Source organism: Borrelia nietonii YOR (assembly GCF_023035795.1).
GTDB lineage: Bacteria > Spirochaetota > Spirochaetia > Borreliales > Borreliaceae > Borrelia > Borrelia hermsii.
Genome location: NZ_CP073148.1, coordinates 297,616 through 318,488, shown reverse-complemented (window position 1 = coordinate 318,488; position 20,873 = coordinate 297,616). Strand labels below are relative to the sequence as shown.

The window sequence follows — 20,873 nt, the reverse complement described above, 5'->3', positions numbered from 1 at the left end:
TAATGATAATTGCTTTTCTTTTTTTCTTTAGTTTTTCTAATTTATATGCGTTTTTGGAATTTGGCAAGGGCGAGAAGTTTGATTTGGTGAGTGATTTTGGAGAATCAAAAGATGATACTTTAAGTATTGGTATAAAATTACGAGCTTTAGATACACACTTTTCTATTTTTTCAAATAATTATAAAATTTTGTATTCCAGGAATAAGACGAGTGAATATGATGGAAGTATTTTGATCCTTTTTGATAAAGATTTAGGTCTTAATTTGGAGTTTTTTGGTGATTTTGTATACAAGAATGAGAAAGTTTTTTTAAATGATAGTAAAGTTTTTGATGTAATAGTTGTTGATCGGTATAGTGGAGAGATAGTTAATCCTTTATTTGTGATAAAGAATAGAAATAATTTAAATATTAATTCTTCCTTTTGTTTAAGTAATATCCTTTTAAAAGGTAAGGATGATACAATGTTTGAGCTAAAAGGGGATGTGGATTTGGAATTGGGTAATTATGGCCTTGTTTTAAATTTTTCAAAAAAGGATGTTAATACTTCAAAAGCCCTTAATGGTATTTATTATTTTGAAGTATTTCTAAATAATAACAGTATTTTTCGTGCTGATTTTCAAAGCATATCTTTAGATAATAATTCATATGTTGTTTCTGGAGATAAAAATTATAATTTGGATATTTTTAATATAAAAAGAAATAATGGTAATTTTGAGATAAATAATCTTGAATTTACTAGCGGTCATAACGAAATTAAGATCAAATATGGAGATGTTTATAATACCGAGAATAGTTTGACTTATAGGTTTACACTGAATGGGTGATATTTTTCATATCCCTGTACTTCTTGATGAAATTATTAATCTTTTAGATGCTGTATATGTAAATGATGGATTTATTTTTGTTGATTGCACTCTTGGGGAAGGTGGTCATTCAAGTGCGGTTTTGAGGAAATATCAAAACATAAGTGTGATTGGGATTGAAAGGGATGATATTATTTTAAATAGGGCAAAAGAGTTTCTTGTAGAATTTAAGGGAAAGGTTTCATATTTTAATGCTTGGTTTGATGATTTCTTTAGTGAATATTCTTTAAGTAGTAAAGCCAATTTTATTTTAGCTGATCTTGGCATCTCTATGTTTCATTACAAAATGAGTGGTAGGGGATTTTCTTTTTTTGAAGATGAAAGATTAGATATGAGACTTAATCCTGGTGCTGGGGGTCTTAGTGCTTATGATATTGTCAATACTTTTGATAAGGTAAGACTTGAAAACTTAATTTATGAGTTTGGTGGTGAATATTACTTTAAGAGAATTGTTAGTTCTATTTTGGAATATAGAAGGATTAAGAAAATAAAAACCTCAAAAGAGCTTCAGAGTATAATTAGTAAAGCGTATCCTAGAATAAAGCTTAAAATAAATCCAGCAACTAAAACTTTTCAAGCGTTAAGAATTTATGTTAATGATGAGCTTTTTCGTTTAAAGAGAAGTTTGCCGTTATGGGTAGAAAGCTTATCAAGGAATGGGATCTTAGCTATTATTACATTTCATTCCCTAGAAGATAAAATTGTAAAAGAGTTTTTTAAAGGTTTAAATAAAGAACAATATTGTATACTTACTAAAAAGCCTATAATTGCAAGCTTTGAAGAGAAGAGATGCAATAATGCATCAAGAAGTGCTAAGCTTAGAGCCATAAGAAAAATTATATGAGTAAGATAGGAAGAATTGAAGTTAGATTGTACTGTTTATTGATTTTGATATTAACAATTGTAATATGCTTAAATATTTATCTTAATTTTAGATATGTTGTAAAGCTGCGCGAGTTTGATGATTTAAATGATGAACAAAGTAATATTATTGATGGAAATCTTAGATTGTTAACCATAATATATGAACTTCAAAGTATTGATAGGATCGAAGAACTTAGTCAAAATTATTTGAATTTAGAAAAAAAGGATAATAAGGATATAAATATTATTAAACGATAGGAGTTATGAGGGTGTTTGGTGCATATAAAAATTAAAGACATTTTGGATTCTTTAGGTGATGTTAAATTTGTTGGTTATGTAAGTAGTATGCAAAGGGTTGTATCATTTTATTCGCTTGACAGTCGTGAGATAAATGATGAGAATAGTGGAGCTAGTCTTTATTTTGCGTACAAAGGTGATAGGGTAGATGGATTTTCTTTTGTTGAATATTTAATTGATGTTGGTGTTAAATGTTTTGTTTGTTCTAAGGATTGTGAGCATTTGTGTGTTGAGTATTTAAATAAGGATGAGAGTTTGGTTTTTTTGCTCACTAGTGATGTAGTCATGTGTCTTCAAAACTTGGCAGCGCATTTTATTAAGAAAACAAATTTTAAGAGAATAGCTATTACTGGTAGTAATGGAAAGACTACAACAAAAGAAATGCTTTATAGCATATTGTCAGAGAGATATAAGACTTGCAAGACTTGGGGAAATTTAAATTCGGATATTGGGCTGCCTTTGAGTATTTTGAGAACTGAGGGGGATGAAGAGTATGCTGTTTTTGAAGTTGGGATCAGCTATGTTGGAGAGATGAATCTCCTTTCTGAAATATTAGAGCCTGAAATCGTTATTGTAACAAATATAAGTTATGCTCATATGCAGGCTTTTGAAGATCTAGAGATCATTGCTTCTGAGAAGAGTGAAATAATGACTAAGAGTACTCAGATGGTAATCTTAAACGAGAGTTGTCCTTATCATTTGCGTTTAAGAGAAATAGCTAAATCTATTAGTTCAGAAATTAATATTTTTTATTTTGATTTCAATAGTCTTCAAATTAAGTCATTTACATTCTTAGATGATAAATTTTCTTATGATTTTACTTATAAAGGATTTGATTATTCTATTTTATTGCCCGGTAAGCATAACATTTTTAATGCAATATCTTGCATTAATTTAGCTTTATTGCTTGGATTGAGCGAAAATGAGATTCGTAATGGTTTGCTGAATGCTGATTTCCAAAAGGGTAGAGCAGAGCTTTTAAGAGTAAAGGATTATTTGGTTTTAAATGATTCTTATAATGGCAATTTAGGTTCATTTATGGCTTTAAAGGAGATGATTTTAGATTTTGAGATTAAGGGTAAAAAATTTATTATTCTTGGTTCTTTTAAAGAACTTGGTAAATTTGCGTATGAAGCACATAAAACAGCTGTACGAGAAGTTATTTTAATGAATTTTGATAAAGTGTTTTTAATTGGTGAAGAATTTCAAGAAGTAAAAAGACGTGAAAATTTATCCTTAAACAATTTGTGTTATTTTAGTAATTTTGAAGATTTTATTGATTGTTTTGTGAAGAATTTGGAGTCTGGGTGTTTTATTGCTATTAAAGGGTCAAGATCAAATAGGCTTGAAAGGGTGCTTGACTATCTTTAAGGATTAATGAGGGAGATATGTTTGATCTTTTAGGACTTAGATTGTTGCACTACATTACGTTTAGAACCGCTTATGCTACTATTTTTGCATTTTTACTTGCTTTAATTTTTGGCCCATTTATTATTTTAAGACTTAAGAAATTAAAACTAGATCAAATCTTAAGGGAAGATGGACCAAAACGTCATTTAAGTGAAAAGATGGGAATTCCTACTATGGGGGGCATTCTTATTTTTTTTTGTGTTTTAGTTTCTTTATTTTTCTGGATTAATCTTTGGAATGTTTATTTTTTAATTGTGCTTTTTGTCATGATTAGTTTTGCATGCTTAGGGTTTATGGATGATTTGCTTAAAATAAAGAGAAAAAATTCAGATGGGCTTAATCCTCGGTTTAAGATTTATGGGCAAATATTGTTTTCTTGTATTTCAGTTACTATGCTTTATTATTTTGGCGGTGAACATGTTAGTATAATTTATTTCCCATTTTTTAAGTCTCTCAAATTAGATTTAGGAGTTTTATATATTCCATTTGGGATGTTTATTTTAATATCAGCGTCTAATTCTTTTAATTTGACAGATGGACTTGATGGACTTGCTATTGGACTTAGTATTGTTGTAACAGGAGCGCTAGTAATAATTGCATATCTTACAAGTAGAGTGGATTTTGCATCTTATTTAAATATTCCAAATATTAAAGGTTCTGAAGAGCTTGTGATATTTCTTGGGGCTTTACTTGGGGGTAGTTTTGGATTTTTGTGGTTTAATGCGTATCCTGCTAAAATAATGATGGGTGATACTGGTAGTCTTTCAATAGGAGCAGTTCTTGGAATGACAGCCTTAATCTTAAAAAGTGAGATTCTTTTTGCAATTCTTGCAGGAGTTTTTGTGCTTGAGACTTTATCTGTAATTATTCAAGTTGCAGTTTATAAGAAGACTAAGAAAAGGGTGTTTAAGATGGCGCCGCTCCATCATCATTTTGAGGAACTTGGGTGGTCTGAGACACAGGTTGTTATTAGATTTTGGATAATAGGTTTAATATTTGCTATAATAGCCTTAAGTACTCTTAAGATTAGATGAGTTTAGATTGATTGTTATGTTTGTGGAGAAAGTCTCTCTTAGAAAATGTTATTTACTTATTTTATGGTCACTTATTTCTTATGGTCTTATTGTATTTTATACATCTTCATTTTTTTTAAGTCTAGAACTTACAGGAGATCCTAATTTTTTATTCTTGATGCGTCTTAAGTATCTTTTTTTAAGTTTTATTGTATTTTTTGTTTTTGAGAGGATTTCTTTAGATTTTTTAAAAAAAATTGTTTCTATTGTATTACTTGTAACTTTTGCATTAGTTTTGGCAACTTTTTTCTCTCCTAGTGTTTCTGGAGCACAAAGGTGGATTTTTTTAAGAGGCATTAGTATTCAGCCTTCAGAGATTTTTAAGGTATCTTTTACGATTTATCTTGCAAGTTATTTGAGTAAGTTTAAATTAAAATCAGATAATAATATTTCTTATTGGCTCAAGCCCATGTTAGTTTTTGGTATTTTTTGGTTACTTATAATTTTACAAAATGATTATTCAACAGCTATTTATTTTGCTGTTCTTTTCTTTATTGTTTTATTCGTTTCTGGAATGTCATTGGGATATATTTTTGCTATTTTATTTACTTTTATTCCAATTTCTATGCTTTTTTTAATATTTGAACCTTACAGGGTTGCTAGAATTTTCGCATTTTTAAATCCTTATGATGATCCTTTAGGAAAGGGGTATCAAATAATTGCATCACTTAATGCTTTAAAGAGTGGTGGTCTTGGGGGGAGAGGTCTTGGAATGGGCGAGATAAAGCTTGGCAGACTTCCAGAGGCTAATTCAGATTTTATTTTCTCTGTTCTTGGAGAAGAATTGGGATTTTTGGGAATCTGTCTTGCTATTATGTTGTTTTTTTTATTTTTTTATTTTGGGTATTTTGTTGCCATCTTTGCTAAAACCAGATTTAAGTTTTTTATTGCATTTATTTCAAGTCTTACAATTTTTCTTCAAAGCATTATGAATATTTTAATTGCAATTGGACTTTTGCCTCCTACAGGTATAAATTTACCATTCTTCTCATCAGGTGGTTCTTCTATTGTTGTTACAATGGCGCTTTCTGGGCTTATTGCAAATGTTTCTAGAGATATTGAAGGTAAATAGTCTGAAGTTTGATCGAAATGGTAATTTAATCTTAAATTTATGTTGATTTATAGAAAATTTTTGATTATATATATCTATATAATAATTTCTTTTATATTACTTGAAATTATTTTTGTTATATTTGTTTCTCCTTATTTTTTAATTAGATATATTAGTTTTAATGATGATATTCATATTTCTAAGGAAGATATATTAAGTATTTCAGGAATTAAGCCTAATACTTATTATTATGATGCTGATGTTAGTACGTATGAGAAAAATATTAGGAGGGATTTAAGAGTACAGAATGTGAGAGTAGAACTTAAATTTCCTAATACGATTAGCATTAATATTGAAAGGAGAGTTCCTATAGTTACTGCTTATGAGAATGTTGATGGTAGTTTTATTTACTATTTTATTGCTTCAGACGGTGTAATTTTAGAGAAATGTAAAGATTTAATTTATGATTTGCCTATAATTAGTGGGTTAAATTTAAATGGTAATGAAGTTGGTGATTGTTTAGAGGATAGAATGCTGGCTATTATAAAGAACCTTAACTATGTTAAAATAAATCAAGAGACTTTGTATAATTTAATATCAGAAATTAATTTTTTGAAGTTGAATTTTTATGATTACAAGATTTTTTTGTATATAAAAAATATATATAATAAGATATTAATAACAACGGATATGGATTTAATAAGTGCAATGCATAAAGTATTCATGATATCTGATTTACTTAAGGGAAGATCTGATACTGTTGATTTAAGAAGCGGTGATATCATTTTGTTAGGAGAAGATTAGTGTCTAGGGATTTGATAGTAGGACTGGATGTTGGAACTTCAAAAATTTGTACTGTTGTAGCTGAGGTGAATTTGAATAATCAGTTGGAAATAGTAGGGATAGGCACTAGTGTATCAAGAGGTGTGAGGAAAGGAGTTCTTATAAATATTGAAGCGGCACTTGATTCAATTTCTAATTCTATTGAGGCTGCTGAACTTATTTCTGGATGTGATATTGCCACTCTTTCTGTTTCTATGTCGGGTAGTAGCATTGAGGGTACTAATTCTCGTGGAGTTGTTGCGATAAATTCAAAAACCAGGGAGATTGATAATGAAGATGTTGAACGCGTTATTGAAGCTGCAAAGGCAATTGTGATCCCGATGGATAGGGAAATTTTACATGTAATTCCCCAAGAATTTATTGTGGATGGAATTCCTCATATAAAGAATCCAATAGATATGATGGGAATTCGCCTTGAGGGTGAGGTACATATCATTACGGGATCTAGTTCTTCGAGTCAGAATTTAGTTAGATGTGTGAATCGTGCTGGTTTTTCTGTTGATGAAGTTGTTCTTGGAAGCTTGGCAGCATCTTATGCTACCTTATCTAAGGAAGAGAGGGAAATGGGGGTTTTGTTTGTTGACATGGGTAAAGGTACAACTGACATAATTCTTTATGTTGATGGTTCTCCTTATTATACTGGAGTCATTCCCATAGGTGCAAATAGAGTTACTCTTGATATTGCTCAAGTGTGGAAGGTGCCTGAGGATGTTGCTGAGAATATTAAAATAACAGCAGGTGTTGCTCATATTTCTGTCCTTGAGAGTCAAATGGAGAGTGTTATTATTCCTAATCTTGGAACCAGGCCGCCTCAAGAGAAAAGTAGAAAAGAATTGGCTATAATAATTAATTCAAGGCTAAGTGAGATCTTTGAGATAATAAAAGCCGAAATAGTGAAGAGAGGGCTTTATAATAAGATTAATGGAGGGATTGTTTTAACTGGAGGAGGAGCCTTGTTCCCCGGTATTTCTAATTTAACAGAAGAAATATTTAAATATCCATCAAGAATAGGATTTCCAATGAATATTAGTGGGGTTGGAGAGGAGTATATTGATCCTAAATTTTCCTCAGCTCTTGGTCTTGTTCTTTATAAGCATGAACAGCAAAAATTCAATAAATTAAAGAAGGGAAATAATAAATCTAAGAGACAAAATAAAATATCTTCAAAATTGAAAGGTTGGTTTTTGAAGGAGTGGTTTTGACCAGTCATGGAGGAAGTTTAATGAAAGATTATAATATTATTGATAGTCATTCAAAAAGGTTTGATTCTGCTACAAATCCTACGGTTCTTAAAGTAATTGGTGCAGGCGGTGGCGGTAGCAACGCTGTTAATCGTATGATTGAATATGGAGTAAGAGATGTTGAATTTATTGTAGCAAATACTGATCTTCAAGCTCTACAAACTTCTATTGCCCCAATAAAGATTGCTCTTGGTGCCAAGGTTACTGCGGGTCTTGGAGCTGGTGGGAGGCCTGAGATTGGGCAAGCTGCAGCAGAAGAAGACATTGATATTATTAAAAATCATCTAGCAGGTGCTGATATGGTGTTTATTACTGCTGGGATGGGTGGAGGGACTGGAACAGGAGCTGCGCCTGTTATTGCTCAAGTGGCAAAAGAACTTGGAATTTTAACTGTTGGAGTTGTTACTAAGCCTTTTAAATTTGAAGGCCCTAAAAAGATGCGACTTGCTGAACAGGGAATAAATAATTTAAGAAAATCTGTTGATACTTTAATCATTATTCCAAATCAAAAACTTTTAACTGTTGTTGATAAGCGAACTACAATTAAGGATGCCTTTAAGAGGGCTGATGATGTTTTAAGGATGGGTGTGCAGGGGATTGCAGGTCTTATTATTGAACACGGCGAAGTTAATATTGATTTTGCTGATGTTAAGAGCATTATGCAAGGACAAGGCGATGCTTTAATGGGTATTGGTTATGGTAAGGGCGAGAATAGGGCTGTTGATGCGGCTACTTCTGCTATTAGTAATCCTTTGCTTGAAGAGGTTAGAATAGAAGGTTCTAAAGGGCTTCTTGTTAATATAACTGGAGGTGAAGATTTTTCATTGCTTGAGCTTGAAGAGATTATGGGAATAATTACTGCTAGTGTTGATGATGAAGCTACCGTAATATATGGGCATGCAATTAACTCAAATCTTGATGATGAGATTTATGTTACGGTTGTTGCTACTGGGTTTTCTTCTAAAAAGCAGAAAGATTTATCTGGTGCTATTGAAAATAATACTTTAAGTTCAAAAGAATTTGATAGCTTGATGTCAGGTAGTCAGGATGTTTCGGGGGGTGTTTATGGGGCTAATGATAATTTTATAGCTAAGTCAAAAAATGTTAATTATTTTGAAGATGATATTGATGTTCCCACATTTCTTAGAAATTTAAATAAAAAAAATAGCGACAATTGAATGAAAAGATGGGTGTCAATATTTTTGTTTTTAGTTATCTCTTGTGGAGATGAATCTAAGGAAAAAGTAAACCTTGGACTTAGAATAAGAGAAATAGAGCTAGCGGGTGGTGGTTCGTTAGAAAAAATTGAAGTTTATAAAGAATTTATTGATAAAGAAGAGCACAATATTTTAAAAATAGTAAATTCCATTGATAAAAAGGCTAGATTTTTTAGTTTAATTGGACTTGAACTTATTAAGCTTGGTCAATATGGGTCTGCTATTGAGTATTTTAATAAAAATTTAGAGCATGGCCTAGATAATTACTTATCTCATTTTTATATAGGGGTTTCTTCTTATAATTTAGCTAAGGGGATGCAAACCAGAGAAAAAATTGATGAATATTTCATGCTTGCTGAGAATTCTTTTTTAAAATCAATTTCTATTAAAGATGATTTTAAGGAAGCTATTTTTGCTCTCTCTACTATGTATGTTTATGATCTTGATAAACAGTTAGAAGCTAAGGGATATTTAAGTAGGCTTGAGTCTATGGGAGAGAATTATTTTGAGTTTTTTATGTTGAGGGGTGCAAACTATTATTCTCTTGGTGATTTTAATAATGCTTTGTTGTTTTACAAAAAGGCAAAGGATAAAGCTTCAACTCAAGAGCAAATAGAGGGAGTTGATAGAATAATGAATGATTTGAAGTAGCTTTTATGTTCAAATTGCTTTATGTTGATAATTTAAAGTTTTTAAAGGGTGAAGAAAAGCTTAGGATTTTTAATAACTTTGATTTAAGTGAGCTTTGTAAGTTAAGTTTAAGAGATATTTCTAATTATTTATCTAGGTATTTTAGGAAAACCCATAAGCTTCCAGATTCCAAATTAATAGAGTTGCAACAAGGAATTATTAATAGAACAGGTGCAAAGGTTGTGCTTCTTGGATCTAGGGATTATCCTTTAAAGCTTAAAAGGATTTATGATCCTCCATTTGCTATTTATTATAAGGGCAATCTTCCAGATTCTAATTCTTTGTCTTGGGCTGTTGTTGGTTCAAGAAAAATCAGTAGAGCTTTAGCGGATAAAATTAAAGAGTTATCATCTCATCTTGCTAAGAATCATGTGGAAGTAATATCTGGATTTGCAGTAGGAGCTGATATTGCAGCACATCTTGGTGCAATTAATGAGAAGAAAAGAACATATGCAGTTATTGCAACAGATATTGATAATATTTATCCAAAGCAAAATAGAAAATATGTTGCTCGTCTTTTAGAAAATGGTGGGGGCGTTCTTACTGAGACTTTGCCTTATGAGAATATACAGAGTTATTTTTTTGCAAAGAGGAATAGAATAGTAGCTGGTCTTTCAGATGTTGTTTTTATCACTTGTGCGCCAAAGAAATCTGGGGCTTTAATTACTGCTGAGCTTGGACTTGATTTGGGTCTTGATATTTATGTTTATAATATTAATTATTCTGGTGATGGTTCTAGGATTTTATATGATTCTGGAGCTCAAGAGATAAAATCGGTACCAGATCTTTATAAGATACTAAATGTTCAGTATAATGAGCCTGAAATTAGTGATGACTTAGGGACTTGTTGTGTAGGCAAAGATACATCGAGTATGCTTATTAATGAGTTGCTAAATGAAATATCTAAATAGGGGGACATCATGAGTTTTAAAGGAACTACAGTTATTGCAATAAGAAGGGAAGGAAAAACTGTAGTAGCAGCAGATGGGCAAGTAACTTTTGGACATACTGTTTTAAAATCCAATGCTGTGAAAATAAGAAAGTTAGTTAATGGAAGGATTTTAGCAGGGTTTGCAGGTTCAACTTCTGATGCTATTACTCTTTTTGAGAAATTTGAAGAAAAGGTTAAAGCCAGAGAAAATGGAATTATTGATATTAAAAGAGCTGCTGTGGAGCTTGCAAAAGATTGGAGATCTGATAAGATACTTCATAAACTTGAAGCGATGATGCTTGTAGCTGATGCTGAGAATATTTTATTAATTTCAGGTACTGGGGATGTTGTTGAGCCTGAAGAGGATGTAATTTCAATTGGTAGTGGGGGAAATTATGCATATTCAGCGGCGCTTGCTTATATGGAAAATAAAAAATTAAGTGCTGCTGATATTGCTTTTAAGTCTTTAAAGGTGGCAGCAAAAGTTTGTATATATACAAATTCAAATATTGTGCTTGAGGAGATTAGTTGATGGGTAAGATTGAAAATCAAGATATAGTGCCTAAAGAGATTGTTGCAGAATTAGATAAATATATAATAGGACAAGTTGAGGCTAAAAAATTGGTTTCGATAGCTCTTGTTAATAGATATATAAGATCTAAGCTTCCCAAGGAAATAAGAGATGATGTTATGCCTAAAAATATTATTATGGTTGGTTCAACTGGAGTTGGTAAAACTGAGATTGCAAGAAGGCTTTCAAAGTTTATTAAGGCCCCTTTTATTAAAGTTGAAGCTACTAAATATACTGAGGTAGGTTATGTAGGTCGCGATGTTGAATCTATGATTCGTGATTTAATGAGTATTGCAGTTAATATGGTAAGGGAAGAGATGTATGATTCTGTTCGCGAAGAGGCAAACAAACGTGCTGAAGAGAGAATAATTGACAAACTTTTAAAAGCTTCTGAGAATTCTGAGAATAATAATGCAAGTGATGAAGAGAGCAAAGTTCGTGAAAAATTAAGAGAGAAGTTTAGGAAGCAATTAAGAAATGGGGATATTGATGACAGTCTTATTGATGTTTATGTTTCAGGCAAAATGCCCGTTTCTACTATAGAGATATTTTCTGGTAGTAATTTCGAAGAGATTGATATGAGTATTGGGGGATTGATTAATAATATATTTGATAGGAAGAAAAGAAAGGAATTAAAAATTAAAAAAGCAAGGGAGATAATTATATCTGAGGAGCTTGAAAAGTTAGTTGATCATGAAAATATTGTAGAGATTGCTAAATTGAGAGTTGAGAATATGGGAATTGTTTTTATTGATGAGATCGATAAGATAGTTACTAAAAATAGAACTGGAAATGATGTATCTAGAGAAGGTGTTCAAAGAGATATTTTGCCAATTGTTGAAGGGTCTAAGGTTAATACAAGATATGGAATCGTTGATACTTCTCATATTTTATTCATAGCAGCAGGTGCTTTTAATTTATCAAAGCCATCTGATTTAATACCAGAGCTTCAAGGTAGGTTTCCAATTAAGGTTGAGCTTAAGAGTTTAAGTGTGGATGATTTCAAAAATATTTTAAAGCATACTAAGAATTCTTTAATAAAGCAGTACATTGAGATGTTTAAGGTTTATAATTTGACTTTAACATTTAGTGAAGAGGCAATTGATAGAATTGCTGAGCTTGCCTTTAATATGAATTTTGAGGGAGAGAATCTTGGTGCTAGAAGGTTGCATGGAGTTATGGAGAAGATTCTTGTCGATCTTTTCTTTGAGGCACCCGGTAGTAAGTTGAAGAAAATTGAAATAAACTTGGACTATGTTAATGAAAAAGTAAAAATTAGCGAACAAAAAGATTTAAATTATTATATAATATAGTAAAAAGCAATTTGTGATATAGAGGGTGTTAGCTTGAATATTTTTGAGAGGTCAGTCGATTTAGCACATAGGTATTTGGATGTTCTTAGTTTGAGGCAAAATGTAATAGCTGATAATATTGCAAATGTAGATACTCCAAATTTCAAGAGAAGCAAGGTCACTTTTGAGGCTGAGCTTGAACGAGCAATTTTAAATGAAAGAGCAAGCAATTTATCTTTGATAAGGGGTAGTGATAAGCATTTAAATGGCTTTAAAGAGGTGGGATATTTAGATGTTAAACCTAATAGGATGCTTGATTATCTCTCTATTCTTAAGAATGATGGTAATAATGTTGATATTGATTCTGAGATGAAAAGTCTGATTCAGAATCAAATGATGTACAGTTTGTTTACAAATATTCAAGCCCATCATTTTAAAAGTGTAAATTTTGTAATAAAATAAGTTATAACCTCAAGGAATATTATATATGGGATTGTTTTCAAGTATTAATACTGCTTCAACGGGTTTAACAGCTCAAAGATTAAGATTGGATGTTATTGCAAATAATATTGCAAATGTGGAGACTACTAGAACTTCTGAAGGGGGCTCTTATAGAAGGCAAAGGGTAATTTTTGCCCCAAGGGTTGTAAGTCCATATTGGAAGGGGCCTTTTGTTCCTGATGATCTTGATAATGGAGTTGGTCAGGGCGTAAGGGTTGCTAGTATTGAGAAAGACAAGTCTCCTTTAAAGCTAAAGTATGATCCAACTCATCCTGATGCAATAAGGTCTGGCGAGTTAAAGGGTTATGTGAAATTTCCTAATGTGAATGCAGTTGAAGAGATGGTGGATATGATTTCTGCTTCCCGTGCTTATGAAGCAAATTCTACTGTCATTAATAGTAGCAAATCAATGTTTAGGAGTGCATTATCAATACTGCAGAATTAAGGGGGCTTGTAGGAGATGAGAGTAGATTCTTTTTTTACAGATAGTGATGTTTATTTAATTCGTAAAAATCCTTTGCATTTTGATAGGAGTTCTTCTGGTTTTGATGTTAAGCGTGAAGAAAAGGATAAAACTTTTAAAGACTTGTTCTTTAATTTAATGTCTGATGTGAATAATAGCCAATTAGATGTGTCTAAAATGTCTCAGCAAGCTATTTTAAAGCCAAATGATATCGATGTGCATGATATTGTAATAGCAATGTCTAAAGCTAATATGAATTTGAGTATTACAAAAGCTATTGTTGAGAAAAGCATAAAGGCTTATCAAGATATAATTAATATTCGCTAAGGAGCTATACAGTTTGAACAATTTTATTACTAAGTTTCTTGCATCAGTAAATAAGAGTTTTAAAAAAGCCAGTATTGTTCAAAGAGTGGCTTTTGGTTTTATTTCTTTATTTATAATTCTAGCACTTATTTTCTTAGTAGGATTTTCTACTAGAAGACAAGGTATTGCTCTTTTTGGTGTTGGTATTAAGGATCAGTACTTGTTAGATAAAATAGTACAAAGACTTGATAGAGAAAATATTGGATATACTATTACTGTTGATGGAAAAATTTATTTGAGTGATGAAAATACGTCGAAAAAAATGAGAGCAATTCTTGTAAGAGAAGAGCTTGTTCCTGTGAATATGGATCCTTGGTCTCTTTTTGATATTGATAGGTGGACTATTACGGATTTTGAGAGAAATGTTAATCTTAGAAGATCAATTACAAGAGCTGTTGAGCAGCATATTGTTGCTCTTGATGATGTTGATGCTGTTAGTATCAATCTTGTTACGCCTGAGAAGGCTCTTTTTAAAGAATCACAAGAAGCAGTTAAAGCTTCCGTTAGAATTACTCCCAAGCCCGGTTCTGATATTGTAACTAATCGTAAGAAGGTGGAAGGGCTTGTTAAGCTGATTCAATATGCTATTGAGGGTCTTGAATCAGATAATATTGCTATTGTTGATAATAAAGGGACTATTTTGAATGATTTTTCTAACGTAGATGGCATTGATAGGATTGATTTAGCTGAAAAAGAAAGAAAACTTAAATTAAAATATGAATCTATGCTTAAAGATGAAATCGATTCTGCTTTAAGTAAGGTTTTGTCTGTTGGTAGATTTATGATTGCAAGAGTTAATGTGACGCTTGATACTTCTCGTCAAACCACGGAATCTAAAGAATATGCTCCTATTGAGATTGAACCCCAGGATCCAAAAGTTTCTTATAATACAAGAAAAGTTAGTGATTCTACATTAATTTCTTCCCAAGTACATAAAAGAGAGTATGAAGGACAAGGTTATAGTCCATGGGGACCGCCTGGTCAGGAAGGTAACACTCCGCCTGAGTATCGAGATTTAAGTGATATTATCGGCAAGTCAAATGAATTTAAAGAGATAAAGAATGTTGCTCTTAATGAAAAGAAATCCTTAAGTGAGAAGGAGCCTGCTAGAGTTGCAGGGATTTCTCTTGGTATCTTTATAGATGGTGTTTGGGATTTTGTTTATGATGAGTCTGGGAGGTTTGTTATAGAAAATGGTATGCGTAAAAGGGAATATAGGCCTATTTCTGATGAAGCTTTAAAAAACATTACAGATGTTTTGCAGAGTTCTTTTGAGTATAAGCCAGAGAGGGGCGATTCAATTACTGTTAGGAATATTGCCTTTGATCGAGTAAATGAATTTAGAAAAATAGATGAAGCTTATTTCGCAAGTGAGAAATTTAATTTTGTTGTTTTTGCAGTAAGTTTGATATTTGCATTTTTGATATTAATATTTACAATATTTTTCATTGTGTCTAGAGAACTTGAGAGGAAAAGACGTCTTAGGGAAGAAGAGTTTGCAAGGCAAGCACATTTAAGACGGCAGCAGGCATTAATGGATAGCGATGATATTGGTGTTGATGATGTTGTTGGTGGACTTAGAGAAGATGATGAGCTTCAAAGTAATGCTGAACTTTTAGCTAGAGAGAAACCAGAAGATGTCGCTAAGCTTATTAGAACATGGATTGTGAAGAATGTATAAAGGGTAATAAGTTATATGGAAGAGCAAAAGGAAAAAGAGATATTTGGTGTTTCTACTTTAACTGGGAAACAAAAGGCAGCTATTTTATTAGTTTCAATAGGTTCTGACGTTTCATCTAGAATATTTAAATATTTATCTCAAGAGGAGATAGAGTCTTTAACCTTTGAAATAGCAAGACTTGATGTTGTTACTTCTGAGCTTAAAGATAGTGTTCTCCTGGAGTTTAAAGAGTTAATGATGGCTCAAGAGTTTATTCAAAAGGGTGGCATAGATTATGCTAGAGAGCTTCTTGAGAAATCTCTTGGTACTCAAAAGGCAGTAGACATTATTAATAATTTAGGTTCTGCTTTGCAATCAAGGCCTTTTGAATTCGTTAGGAGAGCAGATCCTGCTAATATTTTAAATTTTATTCAACAAGAACATCCACAAACAATTGCTTTAATACTCTCATATCTTGATCCTCAAAAAGCCTCATTTATTCTCTCTAGTCTTCCTACTGAAATTCAGACTAATGTTGCAAGAAGAATTGCATTGATGGATAGAACTTCGCCTGAAGTGGTAAGAGAAGTTGAGAGAGTCCTTGAAAAAAAATTAGCTTCTCTATCTTCAGAGGATTATACTTCAGCTGGAGGAGTTGATAATGTTGTTGAAATAATTAACATGGCCGATCGAAAGACAGAGAAATTTATTATTGAATCTCTTGAAGAAGAAGATCCCGAGCTTGCAGAGGAAATTAAAAAGAAAATGTTTGTATTTGAAGATATTGTTCTTCTTGATGATAAATCAATACAGAGGATTTTAAGAGAAATAGATGGGCAGGAATTAGCAAAAGCTTTAAAGTCAGTTGATATACCTGTTCAAGAAAAGATTTTTAAAAATATGTCTAAGAGAGCTGCTGGAATGCTTAAAGAGGATATGGAATTTTTAGGACCTACTAGACGCAAGGACGTTGAGGAAGCTCAGCAAAAAATTGTGTCTCTTATTAGGAAGTTAGAAGAGCAGGGTGAAATAGTAATCTCTAGGGGTGGTGAAGAAGATGTGCTTATCTAATAAAGGAGTTGTATTTGCCTAAGGTTTTATATAAATCGAAAGAAGTTGTAAATGCAGTAAAGTTAGAGCTTGTTGAGATTACAAATCCTATTTTGAAATCATTGGAAATTAAGAGAAAAGAACATGAAATTTCTGATATAGATAGTTATAGCATTAAGATTCGCAATGAACTTGAAGACTTAATGAATCAAAAGGCAAAACTTCAAGAGGAAATTGAACATGGACATGAGCTTGCTAAAAAAGAAATGGATATTGAATTTGCTAGACTTCTTGAAGAAGCTAAAGAACAAGCTAATAAGATAGTAAGTTTGGCTAATGAGAGGGCTGAGGCTTTACAAAAAGAAGCTGAGGATAAAAAAGGTGCAGTTGAGATTGAATCTAATTTAAAAGTTGAAAAAATAGTGAAGGAACATGAAGAGAGATTAAGAAGAGAACTTGAGGCGGAAACTGCAAAGGGAAGAAATGAAGGGTATGATGCAGGGTTTAAAAAGGGATGTGAAGATTTTGATAAAGTATTAGGAAAGTTAAATAGCATGATATCTGCTTTGGTTGCGAAGAGAAAGGAAATCTTTGAGTCTTCAGAAGAACACATAATGAATCTTGTGATGCAGATTGCAGTTAAGGTGGTTAAAAAGATTATAGATTCTCAAAAAGGCGTTGTCATAGAAAATGTAAATGAGGCTTTAAAGAAAATAAAAAGTAAAACAAATATTATTATTCGTGTTAATCTTGATGATATAGATGTTGTGAGTCATCAGAAGCAAGAATTTATTTCTAAATTTGATTTTATAGAAAATCTGGAAGTGGTTGAAGACGTTAATATAGGAAAGGGTGGATGTGTTATTGAGACTGATTTTGGAGAAATAGATGCACGAATTTCATCTCAACTTGATAGAATAGAGGAGAAATTTAAGAATTTTTCTTCTATATTATAGTGGTGAAGGAATATTGATGGACAACTTTTTTGAAAGTTATTCAAAAATATTGGATAATGTTGAGACTATATCTCTTATTGGCAGAGTAAGAAAGATCAAGGGACTTTTAATAGAGAGTTTAGGTCCAAAATGTGGTATTGGTGATTTATGTTTAATTCAACAGAGAAGTGGTAAGAAAATATATGCTGAAGTTTTAGGTTTTAATGGATGTTTTGTTAGCCTTATGGCTTATGAAGGATTTGATGGAATTGAGGTTGGTGATAAAGTTTATTCCTTAAATAAAAAGCCTCAAATTAATCTTAGTGATGAATTACTAGGAAGGGTGATTGATTCTCTTGGTAGACCTATTGATAATAAGGGTCAGTTTCTTGATAATCATTATAAGGAATTAAGTTTTAGTAGTATTAATCCTTTAAATAGAGGTATTTTTTCTAAGCAAATAGTTACTGGGGTTAGAGTTCTTGATGGGTTTTTACCAGTTGCAAAGGGACAACGTGTAGGAATTTTCTCAGGAGCTGGTGTTGGTAAATCTACTTTGCTTGGTATGATTGCTAAAAATTCTAAGGCAGATGTTAATGTTATTGCATTTATTGGTGAGAGAGGCCGTGAGCTTAATGAGTTTATTGAGTATGATCTTGGAGAAGAATGCTTTAAGAGAAGTGTTTTGATTGTGTCAATGTCTGATGAATCTCCTATTTCAAGATATAAAGGGGCTTATACTGCAACATTAATAGCTGAACACTTTAGAGATCGTGGAATGGATGTTATGTTGCTATTTGATTCAATTACGAGATTTGCAAATGCTAAAAGGGAAATTAGCCTTTCTATGGGAGAGCTGCCTGCTACTAAAGGATATCCTCCTTCTGTTTTTGTAGAAATTCCTGTTTTGCTTGAGCGTTTGGGACTTAATGGTAAGGGCAGCATTACAGGGTTTTATACTGTGCTTGTTGAGAGTGATGATTTTACAGAACCAATAGCTGATAATATGAAAGCTGTTTTGGATGGACATATTATTTTGGATAGAGATTTAGCTGATAGAGGTATTTATCCTTCGGTAAATATTTTAAGTTCAGCCTCAAGGTCTTTTCATAGAATAGTAAGTTTTGAAAAACAGAAATTAATATCTAAAATTAGGAGTTTGTTATCAATTTATAAAAATTATGAAGATTTAATTAAGACGGGAATTTATATGAAAGGTTCTAATAAGGAAGTTGATTTAGCAATTGCAAAATATCCAAAAATTATTGATTTTTTGTCTCAAGGGATGCAAGAAGAATTTGATTTTGAAAATTTGGATAATGAAATGAGAGAGATATTAGCTTGAATGATTTAATTTTTAAGAAAAAAAAATTTGAAAAAATAATGAGTGTTAGAACTTATGATAGGAAGTCTAGCGAAAACGATTTAATGAATATAAATAATAGAATTTCAAAAATAGAAGAATTTTTAGAAGTAAATTGCAAAACTTTAAACAAGTTAAACAATGCGAATATTTTTGTAAAAGGAAGTTATTTGGATTATTTGACTTGTAGGAAAGAGAAAGAATTGAAAGAGCTTGCAAAACTTAAGCATGAGTATGATAAATATCATGATATTTATTTAAAGAAATACGGAGAAGAAAAAAAGGTTGACATATTAATAAAAACTTTAAATAATACTATAATTAAAGAAAATGTAAAAAGCGAAAGCTTAGTTTTAGATGAGTATGTTAATTATAAAATTTGTAAAAAATTAGGAACTAATAATGAATAGTTGCTTATCATTTTTGCTTAGATTTTTTTTGTGGCTATTTTTAGTTATTTTTTTCTTAGGGCTTTCATTTTTTTTGATTGATTTATTTGGCATATATCAAGCTAGAGATTATTTGCCTTCGTATATCAGGGTTTTACTTTTTAAGGGAGATGATCAGCCGCTTGAATATACGCATATTAGTCTTGATGAGATTAGAATGATAAAGGAAAAAGAGGCTATTTATATTAAAAGTCAGCAAGTTGAAAAATTGAGAGAAGAATTAAAAAAAAGAGAAGATAGTTTAAATAAGTTGGAAGCCGAACTTAATCAAAAGCAAAAAGATTTAGATTCGAAACAGAAGGTAGTTAATGATATTGTCAATAAATATAAAGATGAAGATGCAAATTTTGCACAGGCTGCTTTATATTTGATTAATATGCCACCAGAGGATGCTGTTAAGAGGCTTGAGGAACTTAATGATGAGATTGCAATATCTTATATGCGTAAGGTGGAAGATATTGCTAAAAAAGAAGGAAGGGCCTCTATTGTTCCTTATTGGTTGTCTCTTATGGATTCTAAGAAGGCCGCTGTATTGATTAGAAAAATGTCTGTTAGTTCATTGGAGTGATGTATGAGTGATTTAAGTAAGGTTATTGCTAATTTGCCAAGCTTAAATAAGGATTTCAATTTTTTAAATGTAGATGGTGTTTTAAGGCAATCTAAGAAGGGTGTTTTTTCAAATTTGATTTCCTCAGAAATTCAAAATCTGTCTAAGTTTAAAAACTCAATACTTGAATTTGTAAAATTTTTAAAAAGTAATGGCCTTATAGATAAGAACTTTAAGAATGTTTTTTTAAAGCAGTCCTTTGCTCTTGAAAAACTTAGTGATAATGGTTTTATATCTGATTTAAAATCTTTAATAAAAAGGGTGGATAATGTATTTGATTTTCAAAGTTTGAAAGTTTTAAGTGAAAGTTTGTCTTTTGAGTCTGAACTTATTGATAAGACAAAAATATTTAAAAATATTGAGAAAGTTTTATCTGACCTTAACATTTTGTTTGGCAATGTAAATTCTCTTTTTAATTTCGATATTTTAGGTATTGATGTTGATTCTAGTCATAGAGATTTAAATCTTGTAAAGAGAGATAGGGAAAGAAATGTTATTAGTATTGATGTTAAAAATTTTAAGAAAAATAATAGTGTTAAGGAATTCCTTAATTCAGGTTCTAAGTTCAGGTTAATTGCTGGTGAGAATAATGTTGGTAGATATGGTCTTAAAGAAACTTTTAATGGATTTTCAGAATTTATAGGTGATCTCTCTAATTCTAATACAAAGCATGTTAAAGAATCTTTTGTCAGTCAAATTGCTGATAATTTAATGTCGGAATGGAATTTAAAAGTTAATCATAACATTGTGAATAAAGCCAAAATTGTGTTAAAATCGAATGATACAGGAGAAATTAGGTTGATTTTAAAACCTAAAAGACTTGGTAGTATAAGAATTAATTTGAATCTTGATTCTAATAATAATTTATTAGGTAAAATAATAGTTGATAATCATAATGTTAGAACCCTTTTTGAGCAAAATATGTATTCAATAAGTAAAATGTTAGATGATAATGGGTTTAATACTAGTTTAAATCTTTCCCTTGCAGGCAGTGGTTCTGGATTTTTTTCTGGTAATTTTAAGGATGATGTTGAGAGACAAGGAGTTTTTTTAAATAAGAGTGAGATCTTTGAGATTGAGGATGATATTGAGATTTCTAGTGATTTAGAAAAAAGTATTAATTTTATTGTTTAAAG

Annotated in this window: 23 protein-coding genes; all 23 read left to right on the top strand. The window is 31.2% G+C overall.

What is annotated here, in order from left to right:
- The first annotated feature begins 2 nt into the window (after positions 1 to 2).
- From bhYOR_RS01525 to bhYOR_RS01415, 23 genes are read left to right on the top strand one after another with little or no spacing between them, the layout of a single operon-like run.
- On the top strand, positions 3 to 824 hold the full coding sequence (locus tag bhYOR_RS01525) for a hypothetical protein (RefSeq protein WP_080684267.1): 822 nt from the start codon (positions 3 to 5) through the stop codon (positions 822 to 824).
- The gene (gene rsmH / locus bhYOR_RS01520; protein WP_025434008.1) at positions 817 to 1,707 is read left to right on the top strand and encodes a 16S rRNA (cytosine(1402)-N(4))-methyltransferase RsmH; all 891 of its coding nucleotides are present in this window, start codon (positions 817 to 819) and stop codon (positions 1,705 to 1,707) included. The genes bhYOR_RS01525 and rsmH overlap by 8 nt, the downstream gene beginning before the upstream one ends.
- Positions 1,704 to 1,985 (top strand): hypothetical protein, encoded by a 282-nt coding sequence (locus bhYOR_RS01515; RefSeq protein WP_025399645.1) that lies wholly within the window; start codon positions 1,704 to 1,706, stop codon positions 1,983 to 1,985. The genes rsmH and bhYOR_RS01515 overlap by 4 nt, the downstream gene beginning before the upstream one ends.
- Before the next feature lie 18 nt (positions 1,986 to 2,003).
- The gene (gene murF / locus bhYOR_RS01510) at positions 2,004 to 3,395 is read left to right on the top strand and encodes a UDP-N-acetylmuramoyl-tripeptide--D-alanyl-D-alanine ligase (RefSeq protein WP_025434007.1); all 1,392 of its coding nucleotides are present in this window, start codon (positions 2,004 to 2,006) and stop codon (positions 3,393 to 3,395) included.
- Positions 3,396 to 3,412: 17 nt separating this feature from the next.
- Positions 3,413 to 4,468: a phospho-N-acetylmuramoyl-pentapeptide-transferase gene (mraY, locus tag bhYOR_RS01505; protein ID WP_025399643.1), complete on the top strand. Its 1,056-nt coding sequence runs from the start codon at positions 3,413 to 3,415 to the stop codon at positions 4,466 to 4,468.
- 16 nt (positions 4,469 to 4,484) lie between these two features.
- The gene (gene ftsW, locus bhYOR_RS01500; protein ID WP_025399642.1) at positions 4,485 to 5,579 is read left to right on the top strand and encodes a putative lipid II flippase FtsW; all 1,095 of its coding nucleotides are present in this window, start codon (positions 4,485 to 4,487) and stop codon (positions 5,577 to 5,579) included.
- A gap of 39 nt (positions 5,580 to 5,618) precedes the next feature.
- A complete protein-coding gene (locus tag bhYOR_RS01495; RefSeq protein ID WP_025399641.1) occupies positions 5,619 to 6,362 on the top strand; it encodes a cell division protein FtsQ/DivIB in 744 nt (247 codons plus the stop codon).
- Entirely contained in the window at positions 6,362 to 7,603 is a 1,242-nt protein-coding gene (ftsA, locus tag bhYOR_RS01490; protein ID WP_025399640.1) for a cell division protein FtsA, read from the top strand. Before bhYOR_RS01495 ends, ftsA begins: the two co-directional genes overlap by 1 nt.
- Positions 7,604 to 7,623: 20 nt before the next feature.
- A complete protein-coding gene (gene ftsZ / locus bhYOR_RS01485; protein ID WP_025399639.1) occupies positions 7,624 to 8,820 on the top strand; it encodes a cell division protein FtsZ in 1,197 nt (398 codons plus the stop codon).
- Entirely contained in the window at positions 8,821 to 9,510 is a 690-nt protein-coding gene (locus tag bhYOR_RS01480) for a tetratricopeptide repeat protein (RefSeq protein WP_025399638.1), read from the top strand.
- Between the two features lie 5 nt (positions 9,511 to 9,515).
- Positions 9,516 to 10,460, top strand: a complete 945-nt coding sequence (gene dprA, locus bhYOR_RS01475) for a DNA-processing protein DprA (RefSeq protein WP_025399637.1) — start codon at positions 9,516 to 9,518, stop codon at positions 10,458 to 10,460.
- Positions 10,461 to 10,469: 9 nt separating this feature from the next.
- Positions 10,470 to 11,012, top strand: a complete 543-nt coding sequence (gene hslV, locus bhYOR_RS01470; protein ID WP_025399636.1) for an ATP-dependent protease subunit HslV — start codon at positions 10,470 to 10,472, stop codon at positions 11,010 to 11,012.
- Positions 11,012 to 12,364 carry an HslU--HslV peptidase ATPase subunit gene (gene hslU, locus bhYOR_RS01465; protein ID WP_025399635.1) on the top strand — a complete coding sequence of 451 codons (1,353 nt, stop codon included), beginning with the start codon at positions 11,012 to 11,014 and terminating at the stop codon, positions 12,362 to 12,364. Before hslV ends, hslU begins: the two co-directional genes overlap by 1 nt.
- A gap of 33 nt (positions 12,365 to 12,397) precedes the next feature.
- Positions 12,398 to 12,805: a flagellar basal body rod protein FlgB gene (flgB, locus tag bhYOR_RS01460; RefSeq protein WP_025399634.1), complete on the top strand. Its 408-nt coding sequence runs from the start codon at positions 12,398 to 12,400 to the stop codon at positions 12,803 to 12,805.
- Positions 12,806 to 12,830: 25 nt separating this feature from the next.
- The gene (gene flgC / locus bhYOR_RS01455; protein WP_025399633.1) at positions 12,831 to 13,289 is read left to right on the top strand and encodes a flagellar basal body rod protein FlgC; all 459 of its coding nucleotides are present in this window, start codon (positions 12,831 to 12,833) and stop codon (positions 13,287 to 13,289) included.
- Positions 13,290 to 13,304: 15 nt separating this feature from the next.
- On the top strand, positions 13,305 to 13,634 hold the full coding sequence (gene fliE / locus bhYOR_RS01450; RefSeq protein WP_025434006.1) for a flagellar hook-basal body complex protein FliE: 330 nt from the start codon (positions 13,305 to 13,307) through the stop codon (positions 13,632 to 13,634).
- Between the two features lie 13 nt (positions 13,635 to 13,647).
- Positions 13,648 to 15,354, top strand: a complete 1,707-nt coding sequence (fliF, locus tag bhYOR_RS01445) for a flagellar basal-body MS-ring/collar protein FliF (RefSeq protein WP_025434005.1) — start codon at positions 13,648 to 13,650, stop codon at positions 15,352 to 15,354.
- Between the two features lie 15 nt (positions 15,355 to 15,369).
- The gene (gene fliG / locus bhYOR_RS01440) at positions 15,370 to 16,404 is read left to right on the top strand and encodes a flagellar motor switch protein FliG (protein WP_025399630.1); all 1,035 of its coding nucleotides are present in this window, start codon (positions 15,370 to 15,372) and stop codon (positions 16,402 to 16,404) included.
- A gap of 14 nt (positions 16,405 to 16,418) precedes the next feature.
- Positions 16,419 to 17,339 carry a flagellar assembly protein FliH gene (gene fliH, locus bhYOR_RS01435; RefSeq protein ID WP_025399629.1) on the top strand — a complete coding sequence of 307 codons (921 nt, stop codon included), beginning with the start codon at positions 16,419 to 16,421 and terminating at the stop codon, positions 17,337 to 17,339.
- Between the two features lie 16 nt (positions 17,340 to 17,355).
- Positions 17,356 to 18,663, top strand: a complete 1,308-nt coding sequence (locus bhYOR_RS01430; RefSeq protein ID WP_025434004.1) for a FliI/YscN family ATPase — start codon at positions 17,356 to 17,358, stop codon at positions 18,661 to 18,663.
- Positions 18,660 to 19,091 carry a flagellar protein FlbA gene (locus bhYOR_RS01425; protein WP_025399627.1) on the top strand — a complete coding sequence of 144 codons (432 nt, stop codon included), beginning with the start codon at positions 18,660 to 18,662 and terminating at the stop codon, positions 19,089 to 19,091. The genes bhYOR_RS01430 and bhYOR_RS01425 overlap by 4 nt, the downstream gene beginning before the upstream one ends.
- Positions 19,084 to 19,698: a periplasmic-type flagellar collar protein FlbB gene (locus bhYOR_RS01420; protein WP_025399626.1), complete on the top strand. Its 615-nt coding sequence runs from the start codon at positions 19,084 to 19,086 to the stop codon at positions 19,696 to 19,698. The genes bhYOR_RS01425 and bhYOR_RS01420 overlap by 8 nt, the downstream gene beginning before the upstream one ends.
- A 3-nt stretch (positions 19,699 to 19,701) precedes the next feature.
- Entirely contained in the window at positions 19,702 to 20,871 is a 1,170-nt protein-coding gene (locus bhYOR_RS01415) for a flagellar hook-length control protein FliK (RefSeq protein WP_025399625.1), read from the top strand.
- Positions 20,872 to 20,873: the final 2 nt, after the last annotated feature.

What these genes read in the sequence shown, in the direction of transcription:
- hslU (WP_025399635.1), top strand. Translation starts at nt 11,012, where the DNA reads ATGGGTAAGATTGAAAATCAAGATATAGTGCCTAAAGAGATTGTTGCA.
- flgC (WP_025399633.1), top strand. Translation starts at nt 12,831, where the DNA reads ATGGGATTGTTTTCAAGTATTAATACTGCTTCAACGGGTTTAACAGCT.
- bhYOR_RS01415 (WP_025399625.1), top strand. Translation starts at nt 19,702, where the DNA reads ATGAGTGATTTAAGTAAGGTTATTGCTAATTTGCCAAGCTTAAATAAG.
- bhYOR_RS01420 (WP_025399626.1), top strand. Translation starts at nt 19,084, where the DNA reads ATGAATAGTTGCTTATCATTTTTGCTTAGATTTTTTTTGTGGCTATTT.
- bhYOR_RS01525 (WP_080684267.1), top strand. Translation starts at nt 3, where the DNA reads ATGATAATTGCTTTTCTTTTTTTCTTTAGTTTTTCTAATTTATATGCG.
- fliE (WP_025434006.1), top strand. Translation starts at nt 13,305, where the DNA reads ATGAGAGTAGATTCTTTTTTTACAGATAGTGATGTTTATTTAATTCGT.
- dprA (WP_025399637.1), top strand. Translation starts at nt 9,516, where the DNA reads ATGTTCAAATTGCTTTATGTTGATAATTTAAAGTTTTTAAAGGGTGAA.
- fliG (WP_025399630.1), top strand. Translation starts at nt 15,370, where the DNA reads ATGGAAGAGCAAAAGGAAAAAGAGATATTTGGTGTTTCTACTTTAACT.
- mraY (WP_025399643.1), top strand. Translation starts at nt 3,413, where the DNA reads ATGTTTGATCTTTTAGGACTTAGATTGTTGCACTACATTACGTTTAGA.
- bhYOR_RS01495 (WP_025399641.1), top strand. Translation starts at nt 5,619, where the DNA reads ATGTTGATTTATAGAAAATTTTTGATTATATATATCTATATAATAATT.
- bhYOR_RS01515 (WP_025399645.1), top strand. Translation starts at nt 1,704, where the DNA reads ATGAGTAAGATAGGAAGAATTGAAGTTAGATTGTACTGTTTATTGATT.
- ftsW (WP_025399642.1), top strand. Translation starts at nt 4,485, where the DNA reads ATGTTTGTGGAGAAAGTCTCTCTTAGAAAATGTTATTTACTTATTTTA.
- bhYOR_RS01430 (WP_025434004.1), top strand. Translation starts at nt 17,356, where the DNA reads ATGGACAACTTTTTTGAAAGTTATTCAAAAATATTGGATAATGTTGAG.
- hslV (WP_025399636.1), top strand. Translation starts at nt 10,470, where the DNA reads ATGAGTTTTAAAGGAACTACAGTTATTGCAATAAGAAGGGAAGGAAAA.
- ftsZ (WP_025399639.1), top strand. Translation starts at nt 7,624, where the DNA reads ATGAAAGATTATAATATTATTGATAGTCATTCAAAAAGGTTTGATTCT.
- bhYOR_RS01480 (WP_025399638.1), top strand. Translation starts at nt 8,821, where the DNA reads ATGAAAAGATGGGTGTCAATATTTTTGTTTTTAGTTATCTCTTGTGGA.
- rsmH (WP_025434008.1), top strand. Translation starts at nt 817, where the DNA reads ATGGGTGATATTTTTCATATCCCTGTACTTCTTGATGAAATTATTAAT.